Origin of the sequence: Saccharothrix texasensis (assembly GCF_003752005.1) — a bacterium.
GTDB lineage: Bacteria > Actinomycetota > Actinomycetes > Mycobacteriales > Pseudonocardiaceae > Actinosynnema > Actinosynnema texasense.
This window is the reverse complement of record NZ_RJKM01000001.1, coordinates 4775786-4798272: the sequence shown is the minus strand read 5'-3', so window position 1 is coordinate 4798272 and position 22487 is coordinate 4775786. Positions and strand designations below refer to the sequence as shown.

26 protein-coding genes and 1 pseudogene are annotated in these 22487 nt (G+C 72.3%); 14 read left to right on the top strand and 13 right to left on the bottom strand.

Annotation, left to right across the window (positions count from 1 at the left end; translation table 11 throughout):
- The first annotated feature begins 10 nt into the window (after positions 1–10).
- Positions 11–769: a DUF742 domain-containing protein gene (locus EDD40_RS20585; protein ID WP_170185150.1), complete on the top strand. Its 759-nt coding sequence runs from the start codon at positions 11–13 to the stop codon at positions 767–769.
- Complete coding sequence (locus EDD40_RS20580) at positions 750–1355, top strand: GTP-binding protein (protein WP_053718648.1); 606 nt, start codon at positions 750–752, stop codon at positions 1353–1355. The genes EDD40_RS20585 and EDD40_RS20580 overlap by 20 nt, the downstream gene beginning before the upstream one ends.
- Positions 1356–1624: 269 nt before the next feature.
- On the opposite strand, the gene EDD40_RS20575 is transcribed toward EDD40_RS20580, so the two are convergent.
- The 3 genes from EDD40_RS20575 to EDD40_RS20565 form a co-directional block, all read right to left on the bottom strand.
- Positions 1625–3871 (bottom strand): helicase-associated domain-containing protein, encoded by a 2247-nt coding sequence (locus EDD40_RS20575; RefSeq protein WP_123744369.1) that lies wholly within the window; start codon positions 3869–3871, stop codon positions 1625–1627.
- Positions 3872–3976: 105 nt separating this feature from the next.
- Complete coding sequence (locus EDD40_RS20570; protein WP_148088846.1) at positions 3977–4552, bottom strand: RICIN domain-containing protein; 576 nt, start codon at positions 4550–4552, stop codon at positions 3977–3979.
- Positions 4553–4797: 245 nt separating this feature from the next.
- Positions 4798–5391, bottom strand: a complete 594-nt coding sequence (locus EDD40_RS20565) for a 3'-5' exonuclease (RefSeq protein WP_123748170.1) — start codon at positions 5389–5391, stop codon at positions 4798–4800.
- Between the two features lie 123 nt (positions 5392–5514).
- Between EDD40_RS20565 and EDD40_RS20560 the strand changes: the two genes are divergently transcribed.
- The 4 genes and pseudogenes from EDD40_RS20560 (at position 5515) to EDD40_RS44830 (ending at position 8603) form a co-directional block, all read left to right on the top strand.
- Entirely contained in the window at positions 5515–5700 is a 186-nt protein-coding gene (locus tag EDD40_RS20560) for a hypothetical protein (RefSeq protein ID WP_123744367.1), read from the top strand.
- A gap of 94 nt (positions 5701–5794) precedes the next feature.
- Positions 5795–7189: an NAD-dependent malic enzyme gene (locus EDD40_RS20555; protein ID WP_123744366.1), complete on the top strand. Its 1395-nt coding sequence runs from the start codon at positions 5795–5797 to the stop codon at positions 7187–7189.
- Positions 7190–7210: 21 nt separating this feature from the next.
- Positions 7211–7684: a cyclic pyranopterin monophosphate synthase MoaC gene (gene moaC, locus EDD40_RS20550; protein WP_123744365.1), complete on the top strand. Its 474-nt coding sequence runs from the start codon at positions 7211–7213 to the stop codon at positions 7682–7684.
- Positions 7681–8603, top strand: a pseudogene (locus EDD40_RS44830) (molybdenum cofactor biosynthesis protein MoaE). Before moaC ends, EDD40_RS44830 begins: the two are co-directional and overlap by 4 nt.
- Positions 8604–8759: 156 nt before the next feature.
- Here the strand turns inward: EDD40_RS44830 and EDD40_RS20535 are convergent.
- The 3 genes from EDD40_RS20535 to moaA all read right to left on the bottom strand — a co-directional run bounded on the left by EDD40_RS20535 (position 8760) and on the right by moaA (position 11108).
- Entirely contained in the window at positions 8760–9413 is a 654-nt protein-coding gene (locus EDD40_RS20535; RefSeq protein ID WP_123744363.1) for a LysM peptidoglycan-binding domain-containing protein, read from the bottom strand.
- A gap of 380 nt (positions 9414–9793) precedes the next feature.
- The gene (locus EDD40_RS20530; RefSeq protein ID WP_123744362.1) at positions 9794–10048 is read right to left on the bottom strand and encodes a MoaD/ThiS family protein; all 255 of its coding nucleotides are present in this window, start codon (positions 10046–10048) and stop codon (positions 9794–9796) included.
- Between the two features lies 1 nt (position 10049).
- The gene (gene moaA, locus EDD40_RS20525; protein WP_123744361.1) at positions 10050–11108 is read right to left on the bottom strand and encodes a GTP 3',8-cyclase MoaA; all 1059 of its coding nucleotides are present in this window, start codon (positions 11106–11108) and stop codon (positions 10050–10052) included.
- 129 nt (positions 11109–11237) lie between these two features.
- Between moaA and EDD40_RS20520 the strand changes: the two genes are divergently transcribed.
- The 5 genes from EDD40_RS20520 (at position 11238) to EDD40_RS20500 (ending at position 14820) form a co-directional block, all read left to right on the top strand.
- Positions 11238–11702: a MarR family winged helix-turn-helix transcriptional regulator gene (locus tag EDD40_RS20520; RefSeq protein WP_123744360.1), complete on the top strand. Its 465-nt coding sequence runs from the start codon at positions 11238–11240 to the stop codon at positions 11700–11702.
- 18 nt (positions 11703–11720) lie between these two features.
- Complete coding sequence (locus tag EDD40_RS20515; protein ID WP_123748168.1) at positions 11721–12527, top strand: HAD-IIA family hydrolase; 807 nt, start codon at positions 11721–11723, stop codon at positions 12525–12527.
- 127 nt (positions 12528–12654) lie between these two features.
- A complete protein-coding gene (locus tag EDD40_RS20510; RefSeq protein WP_123744359.1) occupies positions 12655–13392 on the top strand; it encodes a maleylpyruvate isomerase family mycothiol-dependent enzyme in 738 nt (245 codons plus the stop codon).
- A 218-nt stretch (positions 13393–13610) separates the two neighbouring features.
- Entirely contained in the window at positions 13611–14402 is a 792-nt protein-coding gene (locus EDD40_RS20505; RefSeq protein WP_123744358.1) for a metallophosphoesterase, read from the top strand.
- Between the two features lie 34 nt (positions 14403–14436).
- Positions 14437–14820: a VOC family protein gene (locus EDD40_RS20500; RefSeq protein WP_123744357.1), complete on the top strand. Its 384-nt coding sequence runs from the start codon at positions 14437–14439 to the stop codon at positions 14818–14820.
- A gap of 33 nt (positions 14821–14853) precedes the next feature.
- On the opposite strand, the gene EDD40_RS20495 is transcribed toward EDD40_RS20500, so the two are convergent.
- Entirely contained in the window at positions 14854–15228 is a 375-nt protein-coding gene (locus EDD40_RS20495) for a YccF domain-containing protein (RefSeq protein ID WP_123744356.1), read from the bottom strand.
- A gap of 32 nt (positions 15229–15260) precedes the next feature.
- Between EDD40_RS20495 and EDD40_RS20490 the strand changes: the two genes are divergently transcribed.
- On the top strand, positions 15261–16232 hold the full coding sequence (locus EDD40_RS20490) for a Gfo/Idh/MocA family protein (protein ID WP_123744355.1): 972 nt from the start codon (positions 15261–15263) through the stop codon (positions 16230–16232).
- A gap of 291 nt (positions 16233–16523) precedes the next feature.
- Here EDD40_RS20490 and EDD40_RS20485 read toward each other — a convergent pair whose 3' ends face one another.
- The gene (locus EDD40_RS20485; protein ID WP_170185149.1) at positions 16524–17066 is read right to left on the bottom strand and encodes a TetR/AcrR family transcriptional regulator; all 543 of its coding nucleotides are present in this window, start codon (positions 17064–17066) and stop codon (positions 16524–16526) included.
- A 36-nt stretch (positions 17067–17102) separates the two neighbouring features.
- Here EDD40_RS20485 and EDD40_RS20480 point away from each other — a divergent pair, with 36 nt between their 5' ends.
- Entirely contained in the window at positions 17103–17756 is a 654-nt protein-coding gene (locus EDD40_RS20480; protein WP_123744353.1) for an HAD family hydrolase, read from the top strand.
- On the opposite strand, the gene EDD40_RS20475 is transcribed toward EDD40_RS20480, so the two are convergent.
- Positions 17716–17913, bottom strand: a complete 198-nt coding sequence (locus EDD40_RS20475; protein WP_123744352.1) for a hypothetical protein — start codon at positions 17911–17913, stop codon at positions 17716–17718. The genes EDD40_RS20480 and EDD40_RS20475 overlap by 41 nt on opposite strands.
- Positions 17914–18100: 187 nt before the next feature.
- Between EDD40_RS20475 and EDD40_RS20470 the strand changes: the two genes are divergently transcribed.
- Positions 18101–18487: a cold-shock protein gene (locus EDD40_RS20470; protein ID WP_123744351.1), complete on the top strand. Its 387-nt coding sequence runs from the start codon at positions 18101–18103 to the stop codon at positions 18485–18487.
- A 241-nt stretch (positions 18488–18728) separates the two neighbouring features.
- Here the strand turns inward: EDD40_RS20470 and EDD40_RS20465 are convergent, their stop codons facing one another.
- Genes EDD40_RS20465 through EDD40_RS20450 form a run of 4 tightly spaced genes read right to left on the bottom strand, consistent with a single transcriptional unit; the run spans position 18729 to position 22478 of the window.
- Positions 18729–19211 (bottom strand): DUF2771 family protein, encoded by a 483-nt coding sequence (locus tag EDD40_RS20465; RefSeq protein ID WP_123744350.1) that lies wholly within the window; start codon positions 19209–19211, stop codon positions 18729–18731.
- Between the two features lie 11 nt (positions 19212–19222).
- Positions 19223–20779, bottom strand: a complete 1557-nt coding sequence (locus EDD40_RS20460; RefSeq protein WP_123744349.1) for an MFS transporter — start codon at positions 20777–20779, stop codon at positions 19223–19225.
- Positions 20780–20813: 34 nt separating this feature from the next.
- Positions 20814–21716 carry a threonine ammonia-lyase gene (locus EDD40_RS20455; protein WP_123744348.1) on the bottom strand — a complete coding sequence of 301 codons (903 nt, stop codon included), beginning with the start codon at positions 21714–21716 and terminating at the stop codon, positions 20814–20816.
- Between the two features lie 18 nt (positions 21717–21734).
- Positions 21735–22478 carry a glutaminyl-peptide cyclotransferase gene (locus EDD40_RS20450; RefSeq protein ID WP_123748167.1) on the bottom strand — a complete coding sequence of 248 codons (744 nt, stop codon included), beginning with the start codon at positions 22476–22478 and terminating at the stop codon, positions 21735–21737.
- Positions 22479–22487 lie beyond the last annotated feature (9 nt).

Genomic DNA, 22487 nt, shown 5'->3' with positions numbered 1-22487 from the left:
GTGAAGGTAAATGGCTGAACGATCCGGCGCCGGCGGCCGACGCTTCGGTAGGAACTTCGACTACCAGGAGTGGGCGGTCGGCGGCTTCCGATTCGCTGAGCCGGATGCCGACCCCGCACAGGACGAGGAAGCCGAGGACGCACCCAACTCGTGGCGAGGCCGCCGGGCGGAGCAGGCGCAGCGGCCACGGGTCGAAGGCACAGGGCAGGGGCAAGGCGATATGTCTCAGCGTGAGGTTGACGACTCGTCGTACGACTACGACGACGTTCCCAACCGGTTCGACATCGACGGGTACGGCAGCGGCCTGTTCGGCGGCCCGGGAGCCGATCTGTTCGGCGCCCACGGCCTGCCGGACAGCGTGCCGGAACAGGTGCCGTACGCGACCGGTCCGCAGCCGGTCGTGCGGCGCGAGGAGAACCCCGCCGCGGAGTCCGGGTCGCTGGTCCGCCCGTACACCCGGACCGGTGGCCGGACCCGGCCCGACTACGACCTCGCGATCGAGGCGCTGGTGTCCACCAGCGAACGCGGTCTCGAACGCGACGCGGCGGTGCTCCCCGAACACCGGTCGATCTGCGGGCTGTGCACCGACACCAGGTCGGTGGCCGAGATCGCCGCCCACCTCCGGCTACCGCTCGGCGTGGCCCGGGTGCTGATCGGCGACATGGCGAGCATGGGTTTGGTTTTGATTCATCAGGGCGGCTTGATCACCGGGGACAAGCCGTCCATTGATTTCCTTGAGAGGGTGCTCAGTGGGCTTCGCAGGCTCTAGCCCCAACGCGGCCGAAGGCGAACGGAAGCCGACGACCTCCGCGAAGATCGTGGTGGCCGGTGGCTTCGGCGTGGGCAAGACTACGTTCGTCGGTTCCGTGTCGGAGATCGTTCCGCTGACCACCGAAGCGGTGATGACCGAGGCCAGCGCCGGGGTCGACGACCTCTCGGCGACGCCGAACAAGGTCACCACGACGGTGGCCATGGACTTCGGCCGGGTGTCGCTCGACCAGGATCTGATCCTGTACCTGTTCGGCACACCTGGCCAGCACCGGTTCTGGTTCATGTGGGACGACCTGGTGCGCGGTGCGATCGGCGCGATCGTGCTGGTGGACACACGGCGGTTGGCGGACGCGTTCGCCTCCATCGACTTCTTCGACGACCGGCAGTTGCCGTACGTGGTCGGGGTCAACTGCTTCGACGGCCTGCTGCACCACCGCATCGAGGACGTCCGCGAAGCGCTCACGATCGACCAGTCCGTGCCGATAGTGACTTGCGACGCGCGCAACCGGCAGTCGACCAAGCAGACGCTGATCACGCTGGTCGAGCACGCCATGCGCCAGTGGATGTCGGTGCGCGCGGGCTGATCGACCTCCGGGTCGGGCCGTGCGCGTGCTGATCAGACGGCTTTCGCGCCGTAGGGCGGTCTCCTCCGGGGCCGCCCTTCGACGTGCCCGACGGGCCGTCGGCTCCGGGCCGAAGGGGCGGTCTCCTCGTAGGAGGCCGCCCTTCGACTTGCCCGAGCGGGTGGGGGTGGCCCGGCCGATCGACGCGCGGGTGGTGCGCGGGCGTCGCGATTCGACGCTAAGGGGTTCCGGGTTCACCGTTCAGGTGATCATCGACGCCGAACGGGGGATTACGCGCCGTCGTCCTCGACCAGGGCGGCGGAGGTGATGCGGTGCAGGGGGAAGCGGCGGACCTCGCCGTAGCTGACGTCGACGCCTTCCAGCACGCCACCGCCCACGACCTGCGGGGTGATCACGCGCCGGGCGGCGGTGCCGTGGCCGTCCACGAAGTCGACCAGGACGCTGCGCCCCTCCTGGGCCGCGCGTTGCAGCAACGCGAGCGTGGCCGACGGTCCCGCGCCCAGGTGACCCGGCACCGACACCCGCGCACCGCCGGTGGTCGTCGCGGCGCGGTCGCCCGCCCGCACGAGCAGCACCAGCTCGCCCAGCTGCTCGTCCGACGGCACGCTCGGCTGCACGGGCCTGCGCCGCCCCTTGCCCGCGATCCGCCGACCACCGGCCCGCAGGTCCAGCACGTGACCGTCCGGCCCCTCGGCGGCGGGCGCGAACCCGGCGTCGCGCAACCCGTCGAGCACCTCGGCCAGCGGCAGCGGGCTGACCACGACGGTCGGCGCGATCTTGCGCAGCGCCAGCCGCTCGGCCGCCGCGTGCGACATCACCTCGGTGACCAGCACGGGGTCGTCGCAGCGCAGGAACGACCCGGCCGCGCCGCCCCGCAACCGGCCGTGCCTGCGGGCCGCGTCGTCGATCAGGTACGTCAACGACTGCGGCACCGGTGTGCGCGACCGGGACCGGAACAGCTCGTGCAGCTCGGCGGCGCTGCGCCCGGCGTCGAACGCGCGCCGCACCGAGCCTTCCCGCACCCGGTAGACCGTGGCGCTGCCGGCCGACTCGACGTCCGCGACCAGCGCGATCTCGTCGGCCAGCTCCGGGTCCAGCCGGCCGGGCGCGACGACGGTCAGGTCGGCCTGCACCAGCACGTGGTCGACCGGCGCCGGCAACGCGTCGCCCAGCCGCTTCGCCGCCGCCCCGGGCCCTTCGACCAGCAGCGTGCGGCCCTGCGCGGTGATCGCGTTGTGCGCGAGGACGCCGACCCGCGTGCCCTCGTCCACGGTCCAGCGCACCAGCTCGTCGCGCAGCCGCCCGCCACGTCGGGGCGCGCGCCACGCCAGCACGGCGGCCAGCTCGTCCGGGTCGATCACGGCGGTGCCCGGCTCCAGGGCGGCCAGGGCTTCGAGGATGCGCTTGCGGTCGCGTGGCGCGCCCGGCCGGTTCAGCTCCGGCGCGAGCGGGTTGAGCAGCCGGTCGCGCTCGTCGCGCTGCCCGATCAGGCCCGGCAGGCGCGGCAGGTCGAGCCACGCCTGGGCCAGCGTCGCCCACCGGTGCTCGGGCGCGGCGACCAGCCACGCGTCGGTCTGCGTGGTCGGCACCCACTCGGGTTCGACGCCTTCGGTGTCGGCGACCAGGCCCGCGTTGACGACCAGCTCGACCAGCAGCGCGGCCCGCCGCTCGTCCACGTCGAGGTCCTTGGCGAGCTTGCGCAGCTCCCGCACGCCGACGCCGCCCGACCGCAGCACCGCCGGCGGGTCCTCCGACCAGCTCTTGAGCAGCGTCTCGACGTGCCGGGACAGCTCCAACGCCTCACCGCCGCCGGTGTGGTCGACGTCGGAGGGGTCGCGGCGGAACGTGGTGAGCGGCGGCTCGGTGGTCCGGATCGCGCCGAGCGGGTGCTCGCCCCGGACCTTCAGGCCGATCTCGCGGGGCAGCTCGACGGTCTGCGCGTCGCGCCGGACCAGCAGGCCGCGGGCGAGGAGCTTCTGGATCGGCGTCCGGGCGTTGGCGAGGGAGACGACGTGCGCGGCGTCCTTGGTCTGGCCTACCGGCGGACCGGCGGCGAGGGTCTGCAGGACCCGGAGCTCGTCGGGGTCGAGGTCGGCCAGGTCGGCGGTGGCCAGGCGCGGCACCGAGCGGCCGAGGCCGCCGGGGAACGGGTTGACCGCGTCGCGGGTGGCCGGCGGGGTGCTCAGCGCGTGGTCGCCGCCCCACAGCAGGGCACGGGCGCGCAGCGTGCCGAGGGGCCCGCTGATGTCCGTCGGGCCGAACAGCTCCTGCACGGCGGTCCGGCCGACCGGCGCGAGGTCGGCGTCGAGCACGAGCAGCGCTTCGAGGACGGTCAGCGTCAGCGTGTCGAGGTCTTCACAGGCCCGCGCCACGGAAGCCCGCGACCCGATGCGGGTGGCGAGCACGGTCGTGTCCGCCGGTGGGGGCGTGGCCAGGTCCGGCCGGGCGCGCAGCAGAGCCACGAGCGCGGAGTCGTCCTGCGCCCGCAGCCACTCGGCGAGGGTCGTGCCGGACATCCTCACCACGGTATATGCCGACCGCCTCGGCCCGTCGTGCGACTCCGGTTCACGTCGCGGCGCGACCGCCCGGCCGGGGCCGGCGGTCGCCCGCGAGCCCGACGGCTAGAGCCACCACTTCCAGTTCTCGGCGGGGTTGCCGGCGCAGTACCAGATTTCGGTGGGCGTGCCCGGGGTGGTGCCGAATCCGGCCACGCTGAGGCACAGACCGGATTGCTTGTGCATCAGGGTGGCCCCGTTGAAGGACCAGAGCGCGACCTTCGGGTTGCACGCCCACAGTTCTGTCGGCGTGCCGGCCAGGACGCCGTAGCCCACCGTGTTCAAGCACAATCCGGAGTTCGGGTTGTAGAGCTGCCCGCTGTTGTTCAGTTCCCACAATTCGGCCGGTTGGTCGAGGCAGTTCCAGATTTCCGTCCGGGAGCTCGGCTCGGTGCCGAAGCCCTTCACGTTGAGGCACAGCCCCGAATTGGGGTTCAGCAGGTGGGCCTTGCCCGGCGGCGCGAGGGACGTGGTGGTCACGGGTGTGGTGGGGAGGGGTGTGGCGGAAGCGGGCGCGATGGCGGCGGAAACAGGCCCGGTGGCGGCGGGTGCGGTGGCGGCGGTGCCGACCGCGGTGAGCGCGACGGCGCACAGCGCCACGAGCGAAGAGGCCGCGCGAATAGTGAATGACCGGATTCTCACGACAGTTCCCTTCCGTTTCGCCGGTCAATGCCGGCGGCAGGGTTGCACGGAATTGGGTGACTATTTCGCGGCGGCACCTCGAAGCTTACCGGCGGTGAAGCGGGGGCGGCAAGGTTCCTTTCGCCGGCCCGGTCTTGCCGATCGGTCGCGATTGCTGCACCTTTCGGCTCAACGGCGCGTGGTCGTCGCGAAAATAGATTAACCGGGACCGCGAAAATCGGGACGCGGCCGGCGGCGCGGGAAGCTCACCCGAGGCGGTCGCCCGGGGTCGTGGTCGGCTCCGCCGGCCAGGAGTCGCGCCCCGCCAGGTGGAGGACCAGGGCCGCGATGTTCCACGCGTCGTCCGCGCCCGAGTGGTGCCTGCCCTCCAGCGGCAGGCCGGCGATCTCCAGCGCCTGCGCCATGCCCGGCCGCTTGCGCAGCCCGTGCGCCCCGGTGAACACCAGCTTCGCGTTCCAGTGCCGCTGCCCGAACGGGTAGGGCACGCCGGTCGCCCGGCACTGCCGCGAGAACTGCTCGCGGTCGTAGTCGCCCCAGCTCGCCCACGACCTCGAACCGGCCTGGTGCTCGACGGCCAGCTGCCGGCACGCCTCGGCGAAGTCGACGCCCGTGTCCACCTCCGCCTGCGTCAGGCCGGTCAGCCCGGTGCAGAACGGGCTGACCGACGAGCACCGCGGCCGGACCAGGACCCGGTGCTTGCCGACCCGTTCGCCCGACGCCAGGTCGACCGTCGTCAGGCCGATCTCGATGATCTCGGAGACCTGTCCGGGGGGTGGGTCGCCCGCCCAGCACGTGGCCTCGATGTCGACCACGTTGAGCAGTGCCGTCGTGTCGTTCACCGGCACGAGGGTAGGGATCACACCCGTGACGTGGCTCTCGCTTTTCCCGGCCGGGCACCCCGCGTCGCCACCAGGGCCGATGAGGCACACTTGTCGCGACGAAGGCACGACCGAGGAGGAACCGTGGCCAAGGCCCGCCCCGAGCGCATCGACCCGCACTGGCCGGAGCCGCCCGCCGACGGCAAGTACGCGGTGTCCGAGCTGGCCAGCGACATGCAGGGTGCGATGTCCCCGTTCGGCACGGTGACCTTCCCGCTGCCCGTCGAGGAGCTGGGCTACCACCACCCCGTGACGGAGATCAACCGCTAGCACGGGCGCGCGCGGCCGTCGAGCCGCGCGCGTTCCGTATTTCCGCCCGGACTACGCTCGAACCCTCTTGAGCTGTGCTGTTCTGGGAGGTTCGATGCCGGTCCCCGGCCCTGGTTACTCGATCACCGTCCGGCTGGAGGCCCCGCCGTCGGCGTCGGCCGCCGGCGACCTTACCTCGGCCGTCGGCCGGGCGGGCGGCGTGATCACCGCGTTCGACGTCGTCGAGTCGCACACGGACCGGGTGATCATCGACCTCACCTGCAACGCGCTGTCGGCCAACCACGCCAAGGACATCACCGACACCCTGGAGCTGCTGCCCGGGATCGTGGTCCGCAAGGTGTCCGACCGGACGTTCCTGGTCCACCTCGGCGGCAAGATCGAGATCTCGTCCAAGGTGCCGCTGCGCAACCGCGACGACCTCTCCCGCGCCTACACGCCCGGCGTCGCCCGCGTCTGCATGGCCATCGCGGAGAACCCGGACGACGCCCGCCGCCTCACCATCAAGCGCAACACGGTCGCCGTGGTCACCGACGGCTCGGCCGTGCTCGGCCTGGGCAACATCGGCCCGGCCGCCGCGCTGCCCGTGATGGAGGGCAAGGCCGCGCTGTTCAAGAAGTTCGCGGGCGTCGACGCCTGGCCGGTCTGCCTGGACACCCAGGACACCGAGGAGATCATCCGCGCGGTCGAGCTGATCGCGCCGGTCTACGGCGGCATCAACCTCGAGGACATCGCCGCGCCGCGCTGCTTCGAGATCGAGGCGCGGCTGCGCGAGAAGCTGGACATCCCGGTCTTCCACGACGACCAGCACGGCACCGCGATCGTCGTGGTCGGCGCGCTGCGCAACGCCCTGCGCGTGGTCGGCAAGAAGATCACCGACTGCAAGGTCGTGGTGTGCGGGGTCGGCGCGGCGGGCAGCGCGATCATCCGGCTGCTGCTCAAGCAGGAGCCCGGCGACGTGGTGGCCGTCGACGTCGACGGCATCGTGCACCGCGACCGGCCCGGCCTGGACGACAACCTGAAGTCCGTCGCCGCGTCGACCAACAAGGACAACGTCACCGGCCGGCTGAAGGACGCGCTGGTCGGCGCGGACGTGTTCATCGGCGTGTCGGCCCCGAACCTGTTCGGCGCCGAGCAGGTCGCCACCATGAACCAGGACGCGATCGTGTTCGCGCTGGCCAACCCGGACCCGGAGATCGACCCGATGGAGGCGCAGAAGCACGCCGCCGTCGTGGCCACCGGCCGCAGCGACTTCCCGAACCAGATCAACAACGTGCTGGCGTTCCCGGGCGTGTTCCGGGGCCTGCTCGACGCCCACGCGCGCACGATCACCGACTCGATGCTGATCGCGGCGGCCAACGCCATCGCCGACGTGGTGGACGGCGACCGGCTCAACGCGTCGTTCATCGTGCCCAGCGTGTTCGACACCTCGGTCGCCCCCGCGGTCGCGGAGGCCGTGCGCAAGGCCGCCACGGAATCCGCGTCCGCCTAGCTCCGGCCTAGCATCGGCTCCATGAGCAACCAGTTCACCCACCTGGACTCCAGCGGCGCCGCGCGCATGGTCGACGTGTCCGAGAAGGAGCAGACCACGCGCACGGCGGTGGCGTCCGGTGTGCTGCGCACGACGGACGAGGTGGTGGCGTTGCTGGGCAGCGACGGCCTGCCGAAGGGCGACGCGCTGGCCACGGCCCGCATCGCCGGGATCATGGCGGCCAAGCGGACGTGGGAGCTGGTGCCGCTGTGTCACCCGATCGCGTTGTCCGGGGTGAGGGTGGACCTCGTGCTCGGTGACGCCGAGGTGCGCATCACCGCGACCGTCCGCACGACGGACCGCACGGGCGTGGAGATGGAGGCGTTGACGGCCGTGTCGGTGGCCGGGCTGACGCTGCACGACATGGTGAAGGCGGTCGACCCGGCGGCGTCGTTGGACGCGGTGCGGGTCGAGCGCAAGGAGGGCGGCAAGACCGGCCTGTGGGAGCGCCCGTGACGCCCGGGGCGGCGGGTGCGGCGGTCCGGACCGCGCGGGTGATCACCGCGTCGAACCGGGCGTCCGCCGGGGTGTACGCCGACCGGGGCGGGCCGATCATCGTGGCGTGGCTGCGGGAGCGGTCCTACGACGTGCCGGACCCGGTGGTCGTGCCGGACGGCGAGCCGGTCGCGGAGGCGCTGCGGGCGGCCGTGGCGGACGGGGTCGCGGTCGTCATCACGACCGGCGGCACGGGCGTCAGCCCGACCGACCGCACGCCGGAGGCGACCCGGTCGGTGCTGGACTTCGAGGTGCCGGGGGTGGCCGACGTCATCCGCGGCTCAGGCTGGCCGCGCGTGCCCACGTCCGTGCTGTCGCGCGGGGTGGCGGGGGTGGCGGGCCGCACGTTCGTGGTGAACCTGCCCGGCTCGACCGGCGGGGTGCGCGACGGGCTGGACGTGCTCGCGACCGTGCTGGAGCACGCCGTCGACCAGGTGTCCGGAGGTGACCACGCGTGACCGAGGTGCTGCGCGCGACCGTCAGCGACCAACCGCTGTCCGTGGCCGAGCACGCCGAGCTGGTGGAGCACGTGTCGGCGGGCGCGGTGGTGACGTTCGCCGGGGTGGTGCGCGACCACGACGACGGGCGTTCGGTGCGCGAGCTGGAGTACGTCGGGCACCCGACGGCCGGCGCGGTGGTGGCCGAGGTGGTGGCGGACGTGGTGGCCCGGTTCGAGGGCGTGCGCGCCGTCGCCGTGTCGCACCGGGTCGGCGCGCTGGCGATCGGGGACGTGGCGCTGGCGTGCGCGGTGTCCGCCGACCACCGGGGTGAGGCGTTCGCGGTGTGCTCGGAGCTCGTCGACGAGGTGAAGCGACGGCTGCCGGTGTGGAAGCGGCAGGTCTTCGCCGACGGTGACGACGAGTGGGTCAACATGCCCTGACCGGCCGCGACGACCGCCGGCCGCGACGACCGCCGGCCGTCGGCCGGCCGCGTCACCCGCGGGTCGGTCCCGGAAACGGGTCGGGGACCCCGGATCGCCGAGGGGGGCGATCCGGGGTCCCTGCTCCGTCGTGCACCGACTCGCGCCGGCCACAGGTCACTTGGTGGCGATCTTGTGGCCAGGCAGGATGAGGTCGGCGTTCGGGATGAACTCCTTGTTGAGCTCGTGCAGCTTGGCCCAGCCGCCTTCGACCTTCAGCTCGTCCGCGATCTTCGACAGGCTGTCGCCCGCCTTGATCTCGTAGTCGCCGTTCGGGTTGGAGGACGGCAGCGCCACGGTCACGGGAGCGGGGGCCTCCTGGACCGGCGCGGCCTGCTGGACCGGCGCGGGGGCGGCCTGGCGCGGCTGCGCCGGGGCCGGGGCGGTCCTGGCGGGCGCCGCGGCGCCGCCCAGGCCCTTGGGGCCGCAGACGGGCCAGGCGCCGATGCCCTGGGTCTGCAGCACGTTCTCGGCCACCCGGATCTGCTCCTCGCGGGAAGCCTGGTGGGGCATTCCGGAACCACCGTGGGAGGTCCACGTGGACGGCAGGAACTGCAGGCCGCCGTAGTAGCCGTTGCCGGTGTTGATGCTCCAGTTGCCGCCACTCTCGCACGCGGCGACCGCGTCCCAGTTGACGTCGGACTGCGCGTTGGCGGTGCCGGCGGCCATGGCCAGGGGCGCTCCGACGATGACGCCGGCGACGGCGACCTTCGCGATGCTCCGGGCGGTGGAACTGGTGGTCGGACGGTGCTTGCCTCGGTAAGAAGCCATTTCCCTCTCGTCCACCCGCACCTGCTCGTCCGGCTCGGGTTCGGGCCCGGTACGCCGTTCGGCTTGATCCCTGTCCGGTGGTTGTCTCTCGCTCGGGGGGTGTTCCGGGACACCGGTGGACAGGTTCGGTGCGAGGCGTCCCGGTCTAGCTCTGGTCGGTCGGGGCCAACCGAGAAGCGACGGTACGTAACCGGGAGGCTCGCGCCAAATGATCTGGCATGTGACTCACGTCACTGTAACGCGACAGAGTGACTCCCCGAGCGTCCCGTTTAGCCAGCTCAGGGCACCGTTACCGGTCTGTTTCCGTTCCGAGATTCGCCGAGATCAATCACCGTAAGTGAGGTTTACCTCACGTACTAAGCCGCAAGAGTGGAGAAGACTCATCCACCGGCGAAGGGTGGCAACACGTCGAGTTGTGACCCGGACCACACGGCCGTGTCATGATCGCGAACGGCCACACCGTCCAACAGGTAGCTGCACGCGGGCAGCACGCGGACCGCTTCCGCGCCGTGCCGGCGCCGGACCGCCTCGATCGCGGCGCCCACCGTGGCCGCGTCGCCGGGCAGCTCGAAGCTCTCCTCGGCCACCCCCACCGCCGCCCGCGCCCCCGCGAAGTACCGCACCGTCAGCCGCACCTCACCCTCCGATCGCGCTCATGGGCCGGTCCGGCTGGCTGAACCCGGCCGAGTTGATGCCGTGCCCGGCGGCCTTCGCCCACGAGTTGCCGCGCCACGCGCGCGCGACGTCCTCGTCCGACGCCCCGCCGCGCAGCAACGCTCGCAGATCCGTCTCCGACTGGCTGAACAGGCAGTTCCGCACCTGGCCGTCGGCGGTGAGCCGGGTCCGGTCGCACGCCGCGCAGAACGGGCGGGTGACCGAGGCGATCACGCCCACCACGGCCGGGCCGCCGTCCACCAGCCACCGCTCGGCGGGCGCGCCGCCCCGCTCGCCCGGCTCGGGCGTCAGCGTGAACTCGGCGCGCAGGGACGCCAGGATCTCCTCGGCGGTGACCATGTCGGCGCGGTCCCAGCCGTGCTGCGGGTCCAGCGGCATCTGCTCGATGAACCGCAGCTGGTAGCCGTGCTCCAGGCAGTGGCGCAGCAGCGGCACGGCCTCGTCCTCGTTCACGCCGCGCATCAGCACCGTGTTCACCTTGACCGGCGTCAACCCGGCCTCCCGCGCGGCGGCCAGGCCCGCGAACACGTCACCCAGCCGGTTGCGGCGCGTGAGGCGGTGGAAGCGCTCGGGGTCGAGGGTGTCGAGCGAGACGTTCACCCGGTCGAGACCGGCGGCGACCAGCCCGGCCGCGCGCTTGGCCAAGGTCAACCCGTTCGTGGTCATCGAGATGCGGGGACGGGGGTCGAGCGCCGCGGTCGCCGCGATCACGTCGTCCAGCCCGGGCCGCAGCAGCGGCTCGCCGCCGGTGAACCGGATGTCGGTCACGCCCAGGCGGGTCACCGCGATGCCGATGAGGCGGACGAGCTCGTCGTCGGAGAGCAGGTCGGGCTTCGGCAGCCAGTCCAGGCCCTCCGCCGGCATGCAGTAGGTGCACCGCAGGTTGCAGCGGTCGGTCAACGACACGCGCAGGTCGGTCGCGACCCGGCCGAACCGGTCCACCAGCAGCGGTGAGTCCGGTCGTTCGGAGGTGTCCGGGTTGCCGCGCACGACGGGTAGCCCCAACTCGACAGCTGTCACCCCTGCCAGGGTAATCGGCCGACACTTGTGGGTGCTGGTGGAAATGGGGGACGGCGGCCGGCGGTGACTTGGGCGAGGATGCCGGACACGTTCGCCGGAACCCCGGGTGGGAACGCTAAATTGCCTGACATGACCAGTGAGCACGAGGTGCCCGCGGACGTGCTGGCGCGGTTCAGCGTCTACGCGCGGGAGACCAGCGCGCTCACCGTCCTGTTCCACAGCCGGGTGGCCGAGCGGATGGGCCTGTCGCCGACCGACGAGAAGTGCCTCGACCTGGCGCTGCGCGCCGAGGGCCCCATCACCGCCGGCCGGATCGCCGAGCTGTCCGGCCTGTCGACCGGCGCGGTGACCGGCGTCATCGACCGGCTGGAGCGCGCCGGGTACGTGCGGCGGGTGCGCGACCCGCACGACCGGCGCAAGGTGCTCGTCGAGGTCACGGTGGGCGACGAGGGCAGGTTCGACCACCTCTTCGCCGGCGCCCAGGAGACGCTGCGCGAGGTGCTGTCGCGGTTCACGGAGGAGGAGCGCGACGTGCTGGAGCGCTACAACCAGGCGCTCATCGAGACGTTCCGGCGACGCGTGATCGAGGCCTGAGCCGGCAGCATGTCCGCCATGGCCGCTCAGTGGAACTACCTGATGGACATGGACGGCGTGCTCGTGCACGAAGAGCACCCGATCCCGGGGTCGAGCGAGTTCGTCGCCGAGCTGACCGCGAACGACATCCCGTTCATGGTGCTCACGAACAACTCCATCTACACCCAGCGCGACCTGCGGGCCCGCCTGTCCCGCACGGGCCTGGAGGTGCCGGAGGCCGCCATCTGGACGTCCGCGCTGGCCACCGCGAGGTTCCTCGACTCGCAGCGGCCGGGCGGCTCGGCGTACGTGATCGGCGAAGCGGGCCTGACCACGGCGCTGCACGAGGTCGGGTACGTGCTGACCGACCGCGACCCGGACTACGTGGTGCTCGGCGAGACCCGCACCTACAGCTTCACCGCCATCACCAAGGCGATCCGGCTGGTGGAGGAGGGCGCGCGGTTCATCGCGACGAACCCGGACGCCACCGGCCCGTCGCGCGAGGGCTCGCTGCCGGCGACCGGCTCGATCGCCGCGCTGATCGAGCGGGCGTCCGGGCGCGCTCCTTATTACGTGGGCAAGCCCAACCCGTTGATGATGAGGTCGGCGCTGCGCGCCCTGGGCGCGCACTCGGAGAGCACGCTGATGATCGGCGACCGGATGGACACCGACGTGCGGTCCGGCCTGGAGGCCGGGTTGCGCACGATCCTGGTGCTCACCGGGATCTCGACGGAGTCGACGGCGGAGCTGTACCCCTACCGGCCGACGCGGGTGGTCAAGTCGATCGCGGACCTGGTCGGGAACTCGGCCGACCCGTTCCCGGACGGGCTCGCGGACGCGGGCTGAGCCGGGGCCGGGGTCGGTCGAGCGGCGGTGGGCTGAGCCGGGGCCGGTCGAGCGGGCGGGGTGCCGGCACCCCCTCTGACCTGTGGTCGAGCGAGGATGTCGGTGGTCGCGGCTAGCGTCTGCGGGCATGGGCATCGATCACCTGGCGGTCGTCGAGGAGTACAGCGGGTCCTTCACCGAGGCGGTGGCGGGCAACCTCGGCGCGCCGGTGCCGAGCTGTCCCGGGTGGACGGTCGACGACCTGGTGGCGCACCTGGCGGAGGTGCAGGCCTGGTGGACCGCGGTCGTGCTGGCGAAGGGCGCGTACCCGGACGAGGAGGCGGCCCGGCGGGCCGCCGACACCGGGCCGGACCGGGTCGAGGGATGGCGCGAGATCAGCGCCCGGTACGTCGCCGTGCAGGAGGACTACCTGCGCGTCGCCGGGCCGGACGCGCCGGTCTGGGCGTGGTGGAACGAGGAGCGGCGCGACACGGCGGCGGCGCTGGCGCAGCGGCAGGCGCACGAAGCGGTCGTGCACTGCTGGGACGCGCAGCGGGCGGTGGGCGAGGCGAAGTCGATCCCGGCCGCGTTGGCGGTGGACGGCGTCGAGGACTTCTTCGCGCGCTTCCTCCACGGCAAGGCGTGGACCGGCGGGCCGGCGGTGCTGGAGCTGGCGGCCACCGACACCGACGCCGGCTGGCTGCTGGGCACCGACGGGTCGGCGGCACCGGCCCGGCTCGCGGACGGCGCGGCGGACGCCCGGGTCGCCGGCACGGCCGAGCAGCTGTACCTCCTGCTGTGGCGGCGCCTCGGCGTGCGGGAGGTGACCGTGACGGGCGACCGCGCGAAGGCGGACGCGCTGCTCGGGTGGCCGGACCTGACGTGACCGGGGGGATCGTCGCCCGCGGCGGGCACGCCGTTGTCCGGTCGGCCACGCGCTCGGCCCGGTCGCGCAGCAGCTCCGCGCGGGCCGGGTTTCGTCACGGCGAACCACCCCGATCTCACCCCGGCGGGGGAGGTTCGGGCCCGTCCGACCGAAGCGCCCGGGCCGAGCGCTGATCGACTTTTGCGCACCACGCGCCCGCGTCGCTTATCGTCGCAGGTGTGGAACGACCGCTCTTCGTGGTTGGCGACGTGCACGGGCACCTCGCCGAGCTGACCCGCGCCCTGCACGCCTCGGGCCTGGTCGACGCCGACGGTGATTGGTGCGGCGGTGACGCGGAGCTGTGGTTCCTCGGCGACTTCGTCGACCGCGGCCCCGACGGCATCGGGGTGATCGAGTTCGTGATGCGGCTGGCCGAGCAGAGCGGCGGCCAGGTCGACGCGCTCATCGGCAACCACGAGGTGCTGCTCCTGGGCATGCACCGGTTCGGCGACCGCAACGTGCCCGGCGCGCCGACCCCGCGCAGCTTCGCCCGCAGCTGGCTGCTCAACGGCGGCCTGCGCAGCGACCAGGACCGGCTCACCGACGCCCACATCGAGTGGCTGACCAGCCGCCGGGTGCTCACCGAGGTCGACGGGCACCTGCTGATGCACTCCGACACCCTCGCCTACCTCGAGTGGGGCGACACGATCGACGAGGTCAACGAGGCCGTGCGGGAGGTGCTCCAGAGCGACGACCTGGAGCACTGGTGGGAGTGCTGGCGCAAGATGACCACCCGCTACGCGTTCCGCGGCCCCGACGGCGCGCTCGTGGCGAGCGAGCTGCTCGAAGTCCTCGGCGGCCACGAGGTGGTGCACGGGCACAGCGTCATCGCCGACCAGCTCGGCGTGCCGCCGGAGCAGATCGACGGCCCGCTGCGGTACGCGGAGGACAAGGTGCTGGCGGTCGACGCGGGCCTCTACAGCGGCGGTCCGTGCCTGGTCGTCCAACTGGTTGCGGACCAGTCGGAGTAAGCGCAGCATGGCAGCCACCGCAAGGAGGCACGCCATGCTCACCGCGACGCGGACCACGACGATCCTGCCCGTGACCGACCCCGACCGGGCGGCCCGCTTCTACGCCGACCGGCTCGGCCTGACGCCGCTCGGCGACACCGGCGACGGCACGCGGCTCTTCGAGCTGGGCCGGGGCGACGTGCTCGGCCTGATGCCCGCCGAAGAGGGCGCGCAGAGCGGGCACACCGTGCTCAGCTTCGAGGTCGAGGACCTGACCGCCGAGATCGGCGAGCTGCAACGGCGCGGGGTGCGGTTCGAGGACTACGACCTGCCCGAGCTGAAGACCGTGAACCACGTCGCCGCGTTCGGGTCGGAGAAGGCGGCGTGGTTCCACGACAGCGAGGGCAACGTGCTGTGCCTGCACGAGGTCGGCGGCTGAGGCCGAGGCTCGGGCTGCGTGGGGGAGGTCGGGTCAGGGGAGGGCGACGATCTCCTTGCCCAGCGGCATCAGCGAGACCGGCACCATCTTGAAGTTCGCCACGCCCAGCGGGATGCCGATGATCGTCACGCACAGCAGCACGCCGGTGACCACGTGGCCGATGGCCAGCCAGATCCCCGCCACGACGATCCACACGACGTTGCCGAGCAGGGACGGCGCGCCGGCGCCCGGCCGGTCGACCACCGTGCGCCCGAACGGCCACAGCGCGTAGTTCGCGATGCGGAACGACGCCAGCCCCCACGGGATGGTGACGATCAGCACGCAGCACACCACGCCGGCGACCACGTACCCGACGGCCAGCCAGAAGCCGCTCAGGACCAGCCAGATCAGGTTCAAGATGAGCCTCACGCACCCATCTTGCCCGATTAAGCTCCCGTGCTGTGCCGAACAAACTCCGCTGGGGTGTCGTGGCGACCGGCGGCATCGCCGACGTCGTCACGGGCGACCTCCGCCTGCTGCCCGACGTCGAGGTGCTCGCGGTGTCGTCGCGCGCCCTGCCCAAGGCCGAATCCTTCGCGGCCAAGCACGGGATCCCGCGCGCTTACGGCGACTACGCCGACCTGCTGGCCGACCCGGACGTGGACGTCGTCTACGTGGCGACGCCGCACGTCCAGCACCACGCGGTGACCCGCGCCGCGCTGGAGGCGGGCAAGCACGTGCTGTGCGAGAAGCCCGCCACGCTGACCCTGCGCGAGCTGCGGGACGTGGTGGACCTGGCGCACGAGCGCGGCCTGTTCTTCATGGAAGCCATCTGGACCAGGTTCAACCCGCTCATCCGGCGGATGGCGGAAGTCGTGGCGGCCGGTGAGATCGGCGAGGTCCGGTCGGTCCGGGCGGACTTCGGCTTCACCCTGGAGCACGACCCGGCGCACCGGCTGTGGAACAAGGCGCTGGGCGGCGGCTCGCTGTTCGACCTCGGGATCTACCCGGTGTCGTTCACGCACCTGCTGCTGGGCGAGCCGGAGACGGTCCAGGCGCACGGTCGGCTGGTCGACGGCGTGGACGCCGAGATCGGGATGCTGCTGGGCTACGAGGGCGGCGCGCACGCGCTGCTCGGGTCGTCGTTGGTCAGCCCGTTGAAGTCCGGCGCGGTCGTGTACGGGACGCGGGGTCTGGTCGAGGTGCCGGAGGCGCTGTTCAACCCCAGCCGGATCGTGGTGAACGGGGTGGAACACCGGCACGAGCAAGAAGGCGCGGGGTACGTTCCACAGCTGCGCGAGGTCGTGGACCGGGTGCTGGCGGGCGAGACGGAGAGCCCGTTGATGCGGCCCGCCGAGTCGTTGGCGATCCTGCGCACCCTCACCAGGGCCGCCGAACGGGTGGGCCTGACCTACGACGACGTGGCGGTTTAGAACATGGGCAAGAAGTGGCTGGTCGCGGTGGCCGGGCTGGTCGGCGCGGCGGGGTTGGTCGTGGTCTCGCGGAGGTCTGCGCGGGCCGAGGAGCCGGCGCGGCCGGTGGCGGTCCGGAGGCGTGAGGCTCCCCGGCGGGAGGACGTGCGGCGGGGCGGTGGGCGTCAGGTCGGTGGGCGTCAGGTCGGGGGAAGGCCTGTCGAGGGTGGGAAGCGGCGAGTCGGTGTGCGGAAGGTCGGGGCTGCGGCGCGCCGGTGAGGCCGGTGGAGTCGGTGGAGTCGGCGGGTGGGGTCAGTCGGCCAGGAGGGCTTCGGTCACCTGGACCACTGATTCGACCCGGCGGCTGCTCGGCGTGAGCAGGTGGCTCAACGCCACCCGCACGATCGTGTCCGCGACCAGCTGCACGCGCGCGTCCGGCAGCGCGGGCCAGTGCCGGCGGATGTGCTGAGCGAACACCGAGGTGGCGAGCGTGAGGATCGGCCGCCCCTTGGTGGTCAGCAGCGGCAGCATGTCCTCGGCGTTCGCGCCGGTCAGCACGGACCTGGCGAGCGGGTCCTCGGCGGCCAGGTCGAACGCGAACGCGATGCTGCGCCGCAGGCCCTCCAACGGGTCGGGGGCGCCCAGCAGCTGCGCGCGCACGCCGTCGAGGAACTCGGCCGTCTTGTGCAGCGCCACGGCCTGCACGAGCCGTTCCTTGTTGCCGAACTCGTTGTAGACGGTCTGCCTGCTCACGCCCGCCTTGGCGGCGACCTCCGCCATGCGCAGGCCACGTGAGCCGTGTGCCGCGATCAGCTCCACCGCCGCGTCGAGCAGGGACCGGGTGAGTTCCGTCACGGCGCAAAGCTTGGCACAGCGCATAGGGTGCGAACCGTGCCGCTGACCGTGGGCTTCGACCTGGACATGACGTTGATCGACCCCCGGCCCGGCATGGCCGCGGTGATGGACGCGGTCGCGGCGGAGACCGGCTACCCGCTGGACGGCGCCCACTTCGCGGCCAACCTCGGCCCGCCCCTGGACATGATCTACCGCGACTTCGGCGTGCCGGAAGAGGACGTCCCGAGGCTGATCGCCCGCTTCCGCGCGCTGTACCCGGAGGTCGTCATCCCGGCCACGGTCGCCCTGCCAGGCGCGGCGCAAGCGCTTGCGGTGGTGCGTGAGCTGGGCGGGACGACGATCGTGGTCACCGGCAAGTACCGGGCCAACGCGGCGCTGCACCTGGCGGCGCTGGACTGGGAGGTGGACCACTTGTTCGGGGAGCTGTGGTCGACCGGCAAGGCCGAGGCGCTGAAGGCGCACGGCGCGGCGGTGTACGTGGGCGACCACGTGGGTGACGTGCGCGGCGCGAAGGCGGCCGGCGCGGTGTCCGTCGGCGTGGTGAGCGGGCCGTGCGACGCCGACGAGCTGACGGCCGAAGGCGCGGACGTGGTGCTGCCGGACCTGACCGCGTTCCCGGGGTGGCTGCGGGCGAACGCCGACCGGTTGCTCAGCGTCGGGGCCGAGGTCGGGCGTTCCGCACCGCGCTGAACACGGCCAGCGCGAGACCCGCGGGGGCCAGCAGCCAGCCCGCGGCGAACACCCAGGCGGGCAGGCCGCGTTCGCCGGCGATGAACATCGCGACGATGGCCGCCACGCCGAGCGCGAACAACGCCACTGCCGGCGGCATCAGCTTCGAGGACGACATGGGTGGAGCGTAGTCGCGGGTGCGGGGCAGGTCCGGGGTGGGCGCGGGGCGGGCGCGGGCGGGCGCGGGCGCAGTCGCGCGATCGGAGGTGCCCCGGCGGTGGTGTTCTGGATAGTCTGGTGGGACGCGCCTTGGGCAGGCCCCGGGGCGCGTTCGTCGTGTGATCGCATAAGGATTGGTGAGAACGGTGCCGACCGGCAAGGTCAAGTGGTACGACTCGGAGAAGGGCTTCGGCTTCGTCACACAGGATGGTGGCGAAGACGTCTACGTGCGGAAATCCGCGCTGCCTCCGGGTGTCGAAGGCTTGAAGGCCGGTCAGCGGATCGAGTTCGGCATGGCCGAGGGCAGGCGCGGTCCCCAGGCGCTGTCGGTCCGGCTGGTCGACCCGGCGCCGTCGGTCGCGGAGGCCCGTCGCCGGCCCGCGGAGGAGCTGCACGGCCTGATCGAGGACATGATCAAGCTGCTGGAGAACAAGGTGCAGCCCGAACTGCGGCGGGGGCGGTACCCGGAGCGGAAGAACACGAAGCTCATCGCCGAGGTGGTTCGGGCGGTGGCGCGGGAGTTGGATCCGTAAAGGGGGGTTCGGGTCGAGTGCTGGAGGCCGGCGCGAGTGCTGGAGTGCGGCGCGAGTGCTCGGGTCCGGCTCGATTTGACATGGGGCCCTTACGGGCGCTCCAGGCAGGCCAAAGCCGGACAGGCCTGGCGGGAAGAGCGTCCGCCAAGCCTGTCCGGCTTCGACCAGCCTAAAGCACCCGAACCCATGTCAAATCGGGCCTCGGCGGTGCCTGCGGTCCGTTGCGGGGTGCGGGTGGGGGTCAGTGGGTGGGGCGGTCGTCGACGGAGAGGACCCAGGTGCCCCGGGCGACGAAGTCGAAGGCGCCGGTGGTGCTGGACTCGATCCGGGCGCCGTACTGCTGGACCTCGACGCTTTCCAGCTGGTCGTCGGGGTTCGGGAGCACGAGGGTGTAGGCGTACCTGGGCTCGCGTTCGGTGAAGAGCTTGCTGCGCAGCGGTTCCTGGGGTTCGCCCTGGGCGTTGCGGTAGGTGAACTTCACCGACCAGGCGGTGTCGGCCAGGTCGCCCGGCACGGAGATCTGGACCGGCTTGCCCGGGCGGACGCGGAGCACGCCGACCGCGTCGGGGGTGACGTCGCAGTTCTCCGACTGCAGGTCGCAGTACTGGGACGGCCTGACGTTGATCGTCCGGCCGTCGGCGTAGAACGTCACCTCGGGGTCGGTGGGTGCCGCCGCGCACCCGGCGAGGACCAGGAGCGACACGGGGATCAGGACTCGGCGCACGGCGGTCGAGCCTACGTGCCCGGCCTGGGGACGACGGGCGCGGGCCGCAGTGGGCGGTCGCCGCCCAGGCCCGGGATGAGGGATGTGCCCCGCTTGGTCTGGACGGTCTGCGCCAGGCCGACCGCGAGGAGGACGGCCATGACGGTGAAGCCGATCCAGTACTCGGTCGGCAGCAGCACGCCCAGCGCGCCGCCGAACACCCAGCCCAGTTGCAGGATGGTCTCCGACCGGCCGAACGCGGACGCGCGGGACTCGTCGGGGACGTCGTCCTGGATGACCGCGTCCAGCGACACCTTGGCCAGCGAGCTGGCGGTGGCGCCGACCAGGCCGACGGCGGCGGCCGTGACCAGGCCGGGGAGGACGGCGGCCACGATGACGGTGACCAGCGCGCCGACGAGGCAGCCGATGACCACCTGGTCCGGGGCGCCGAAGTGCAGGCGCGCGCCCACGGCGTTGCCGAGGAAGCTGCCGACGCCGGCGGCGGCGGCGATCACCCCCAGCAGCAGCAGTTGCATGAACGCGTCGCCCTCGGTCTGGGCGCGGACCACGAACGCGGCGAACAGCATCAGGAAGCCGGTCAGCATGCGGATCGAGCCGTTGGCCCACAGCCCGACCACGACCGTGCGGCCGAGGGGCTGTCGCTTCGGTTTCTGCGGCTTCGCCCGCAGCGAGGTGGGCACCTCGCCCTCGGTGACCTCGACCCACGACGGGATGCGCAGGCAGTAGTAGGCGTTGGCCAGGCAGAGGACGGCGGTGAACCAGAGGGCCCCCGGTGAGCCGAAGAGGTTCGCGAAACCGGCCGCGACGGCGCCGAAGACACCGCCGGCGGCGAGCCCGAACACGGTCATCCGGGCGTTCGTCTTGGACAACGTGATCTCACGCGGCAGCACGCGGGGTGTGATCGCGGCCTTGAGGACCGTGAACGACTTGGAGAGGACCATGCTGCCCAGCGCCGCCGGGTAGAGGCCCCAGTTGTCGAAGTTCAGCGCCATCACGACGGACAGGAAGACGCGCAGGACGCAGGCCGCGGCCAGGGCTATCCGCCTGCCGTGCTGGATGCGGTCGAGAGCGGGGCCGATGACCGGCGCCACCAGCGCGAACGGCGCGACGGTGATCAGCAGGTACAGCGCGACCTTGCTCCGGCTCTCACCCGACGCGGCGGAGAAGAACAAGGTGTTGGCCAGGGCGACGGCCATCGCCGCGTCGGCCGCGTAGTTCAGCATCACCGCGTAGGTGAGGGACGACAGGCCGGACTGCTTGGCGCCGTCGGCGTGCGCGGCCTTGCGGAAGGCGGCCAGGGCCTGGCTGCTGAGCTGCCTGGTGCGGAACCACGCCACGCGGGTGACGGTCAGCTTCCTCGGCAAGGTGGGGACGGTCGGTTTGTCCGAGTCGGCGTCCGGGGGTGGCGGGGTGAAGCGGGCGGACTCGCGGTCGGCGCGCGGGTCCTGCCGGGGTGGGTCGGGTGGTGGTGGCGAACCCGGGGTCGGGTACGGCCGGGTGCGCGGCTTGTACTCGTCGTCCTCCCACGGGTACCGCCGCGACTGGTCTTCCGGCCGAGGGGGTGTCACGCCTCCAATCCTGCCTCACCCGGTGCGGGCTGTCTCACACATTGCCGCCGGTGAGCACGGTGGCGATCGTTTCGCCCGGGATGTCGGCGGCGGCGATGGCGGCCAGGCCGATGGCGCCCGCCGGTTCGAGCACGAGACCCAGCGTGGTCCGGGCCAGCGCCATCGCGTCTCGGATGGCGTCGTCGGGCACCAGGAGCATGTCGTCGACGAGGGCCCGCAGCCTCGGGATGGCGGCGGGCACGGGGACGCGGACGGCGATTCCGTCGGCGATGGTGTCGATGGGCGTGTCGGCCACCGGGCGACCCGCCCAGGCCCGCGCCAGGGCCGGCGCGCCCTCGGCGCAGACACCGACGACGCGGGTGTCCGGGGAGTGCTCCTTCAACCAGCGGGCCATGCCGGTGATCAGCGCGCCGTCGCCGACGGGCACCACCGCGGTGTCGAACCGGCCGGCGCGCAGCAGTTCCACGGCGATGCTGCCCGCGCCCTCGGTGATGGCGACGTCGCGGCCGTCCTCGACGAAGATCGAGCCGACGCGCTGGGCGTGGTCGCGGGCGGCGTCCTTGGCGGCGGTGAAGTCGCCCGGCACCTCGGTCACGGACGCGCCGAGCGACTTCATCCGGCGGACCTTGTCGCGGACGGCGGACCGGGAGACGAAGACCTCCACCGGGAAGCCCCTGGTGCGGCCGACGTAGGCCACGGCCTGCCCGAAGTTGCCCGCCGACGCGCACACCACCGGGCGTCCCGGCGGCAGGGTGGCGCCCATGAAGTCCGCGCCCCGGCCCTTGAAGCTGCGCAGCGGGTTGACCGTCTCGACCTTGATCAGCACCCGGCGGCCCAGGGCCGTGCAGAGCTGCTCGTCGACGTACTGCGGGGTGCCGCGGAAGACGGGGTCGATGGTCTCGGCGGCGCGGGCGATGTTGTCGAGGTCGATGTCCACGTCCGAGACGGTAGGTCACTACCGGGTGAACCGGATCCGGAAGATCGTCGGCCAGTTCTTGCCCGTGACGAGGAACTCGTCGGTGCCCGGCACGGCCGCGATGCCGTTGAGCACGTCGGTCTCCGGCACACCGGCCGGCCGCAGCCCGCCGAGGTCGACGGTGGCCGTGACCTGGCCGTTCGCCGGGTCGATGCGCACCACCTCGTCGGTCTGCCACACGTTGGCCCACACCTGGCCGTCGACGCACTCCAGCTCGTTGAGCCGGGTGACCGGCTGCCCGTCGCGGCGCACGGCGACCGCGCCCGTCTCGGCGAAGGAGGACGGGTCGCGGAACGCCAGCTCGTCGCTGCCGTCGCTCATCACCAGCCGGCCGCCGTCACGGCACAGCCCCCAGCCCTCGCCTTCGTACGTGACGCGTCTCACTTCTTCGAGCGTGTCCCGGTCCCGCTCGATGGCCACGCCGTCCCGCCACGTGAGCTGCCAGATCCGGTCACCCACGACCGTGATGCCCTCGCCGAAGAGCGGTTCGGGCAGGTCGACGCGCTGCTCCAGCTCGCCGGAAGAGGGGTCCAGCCGGCGCAGCGAGGACTGCCCCCGCAGGCCGGTGCCCTCGTAGAGGCTGCCGTCCACGAGCTCCAGGCCCTGCGTGAACGCGCCCGTGTCGTGGGGCAGCGTGCCCAGCACCTCGAACCCGGTCGGACCGCCCGTCGGACCGCTCGGCGGGGTGGTGCACGCCGCCGACAACACGAAGACCACCGTCATCAGGAGCCA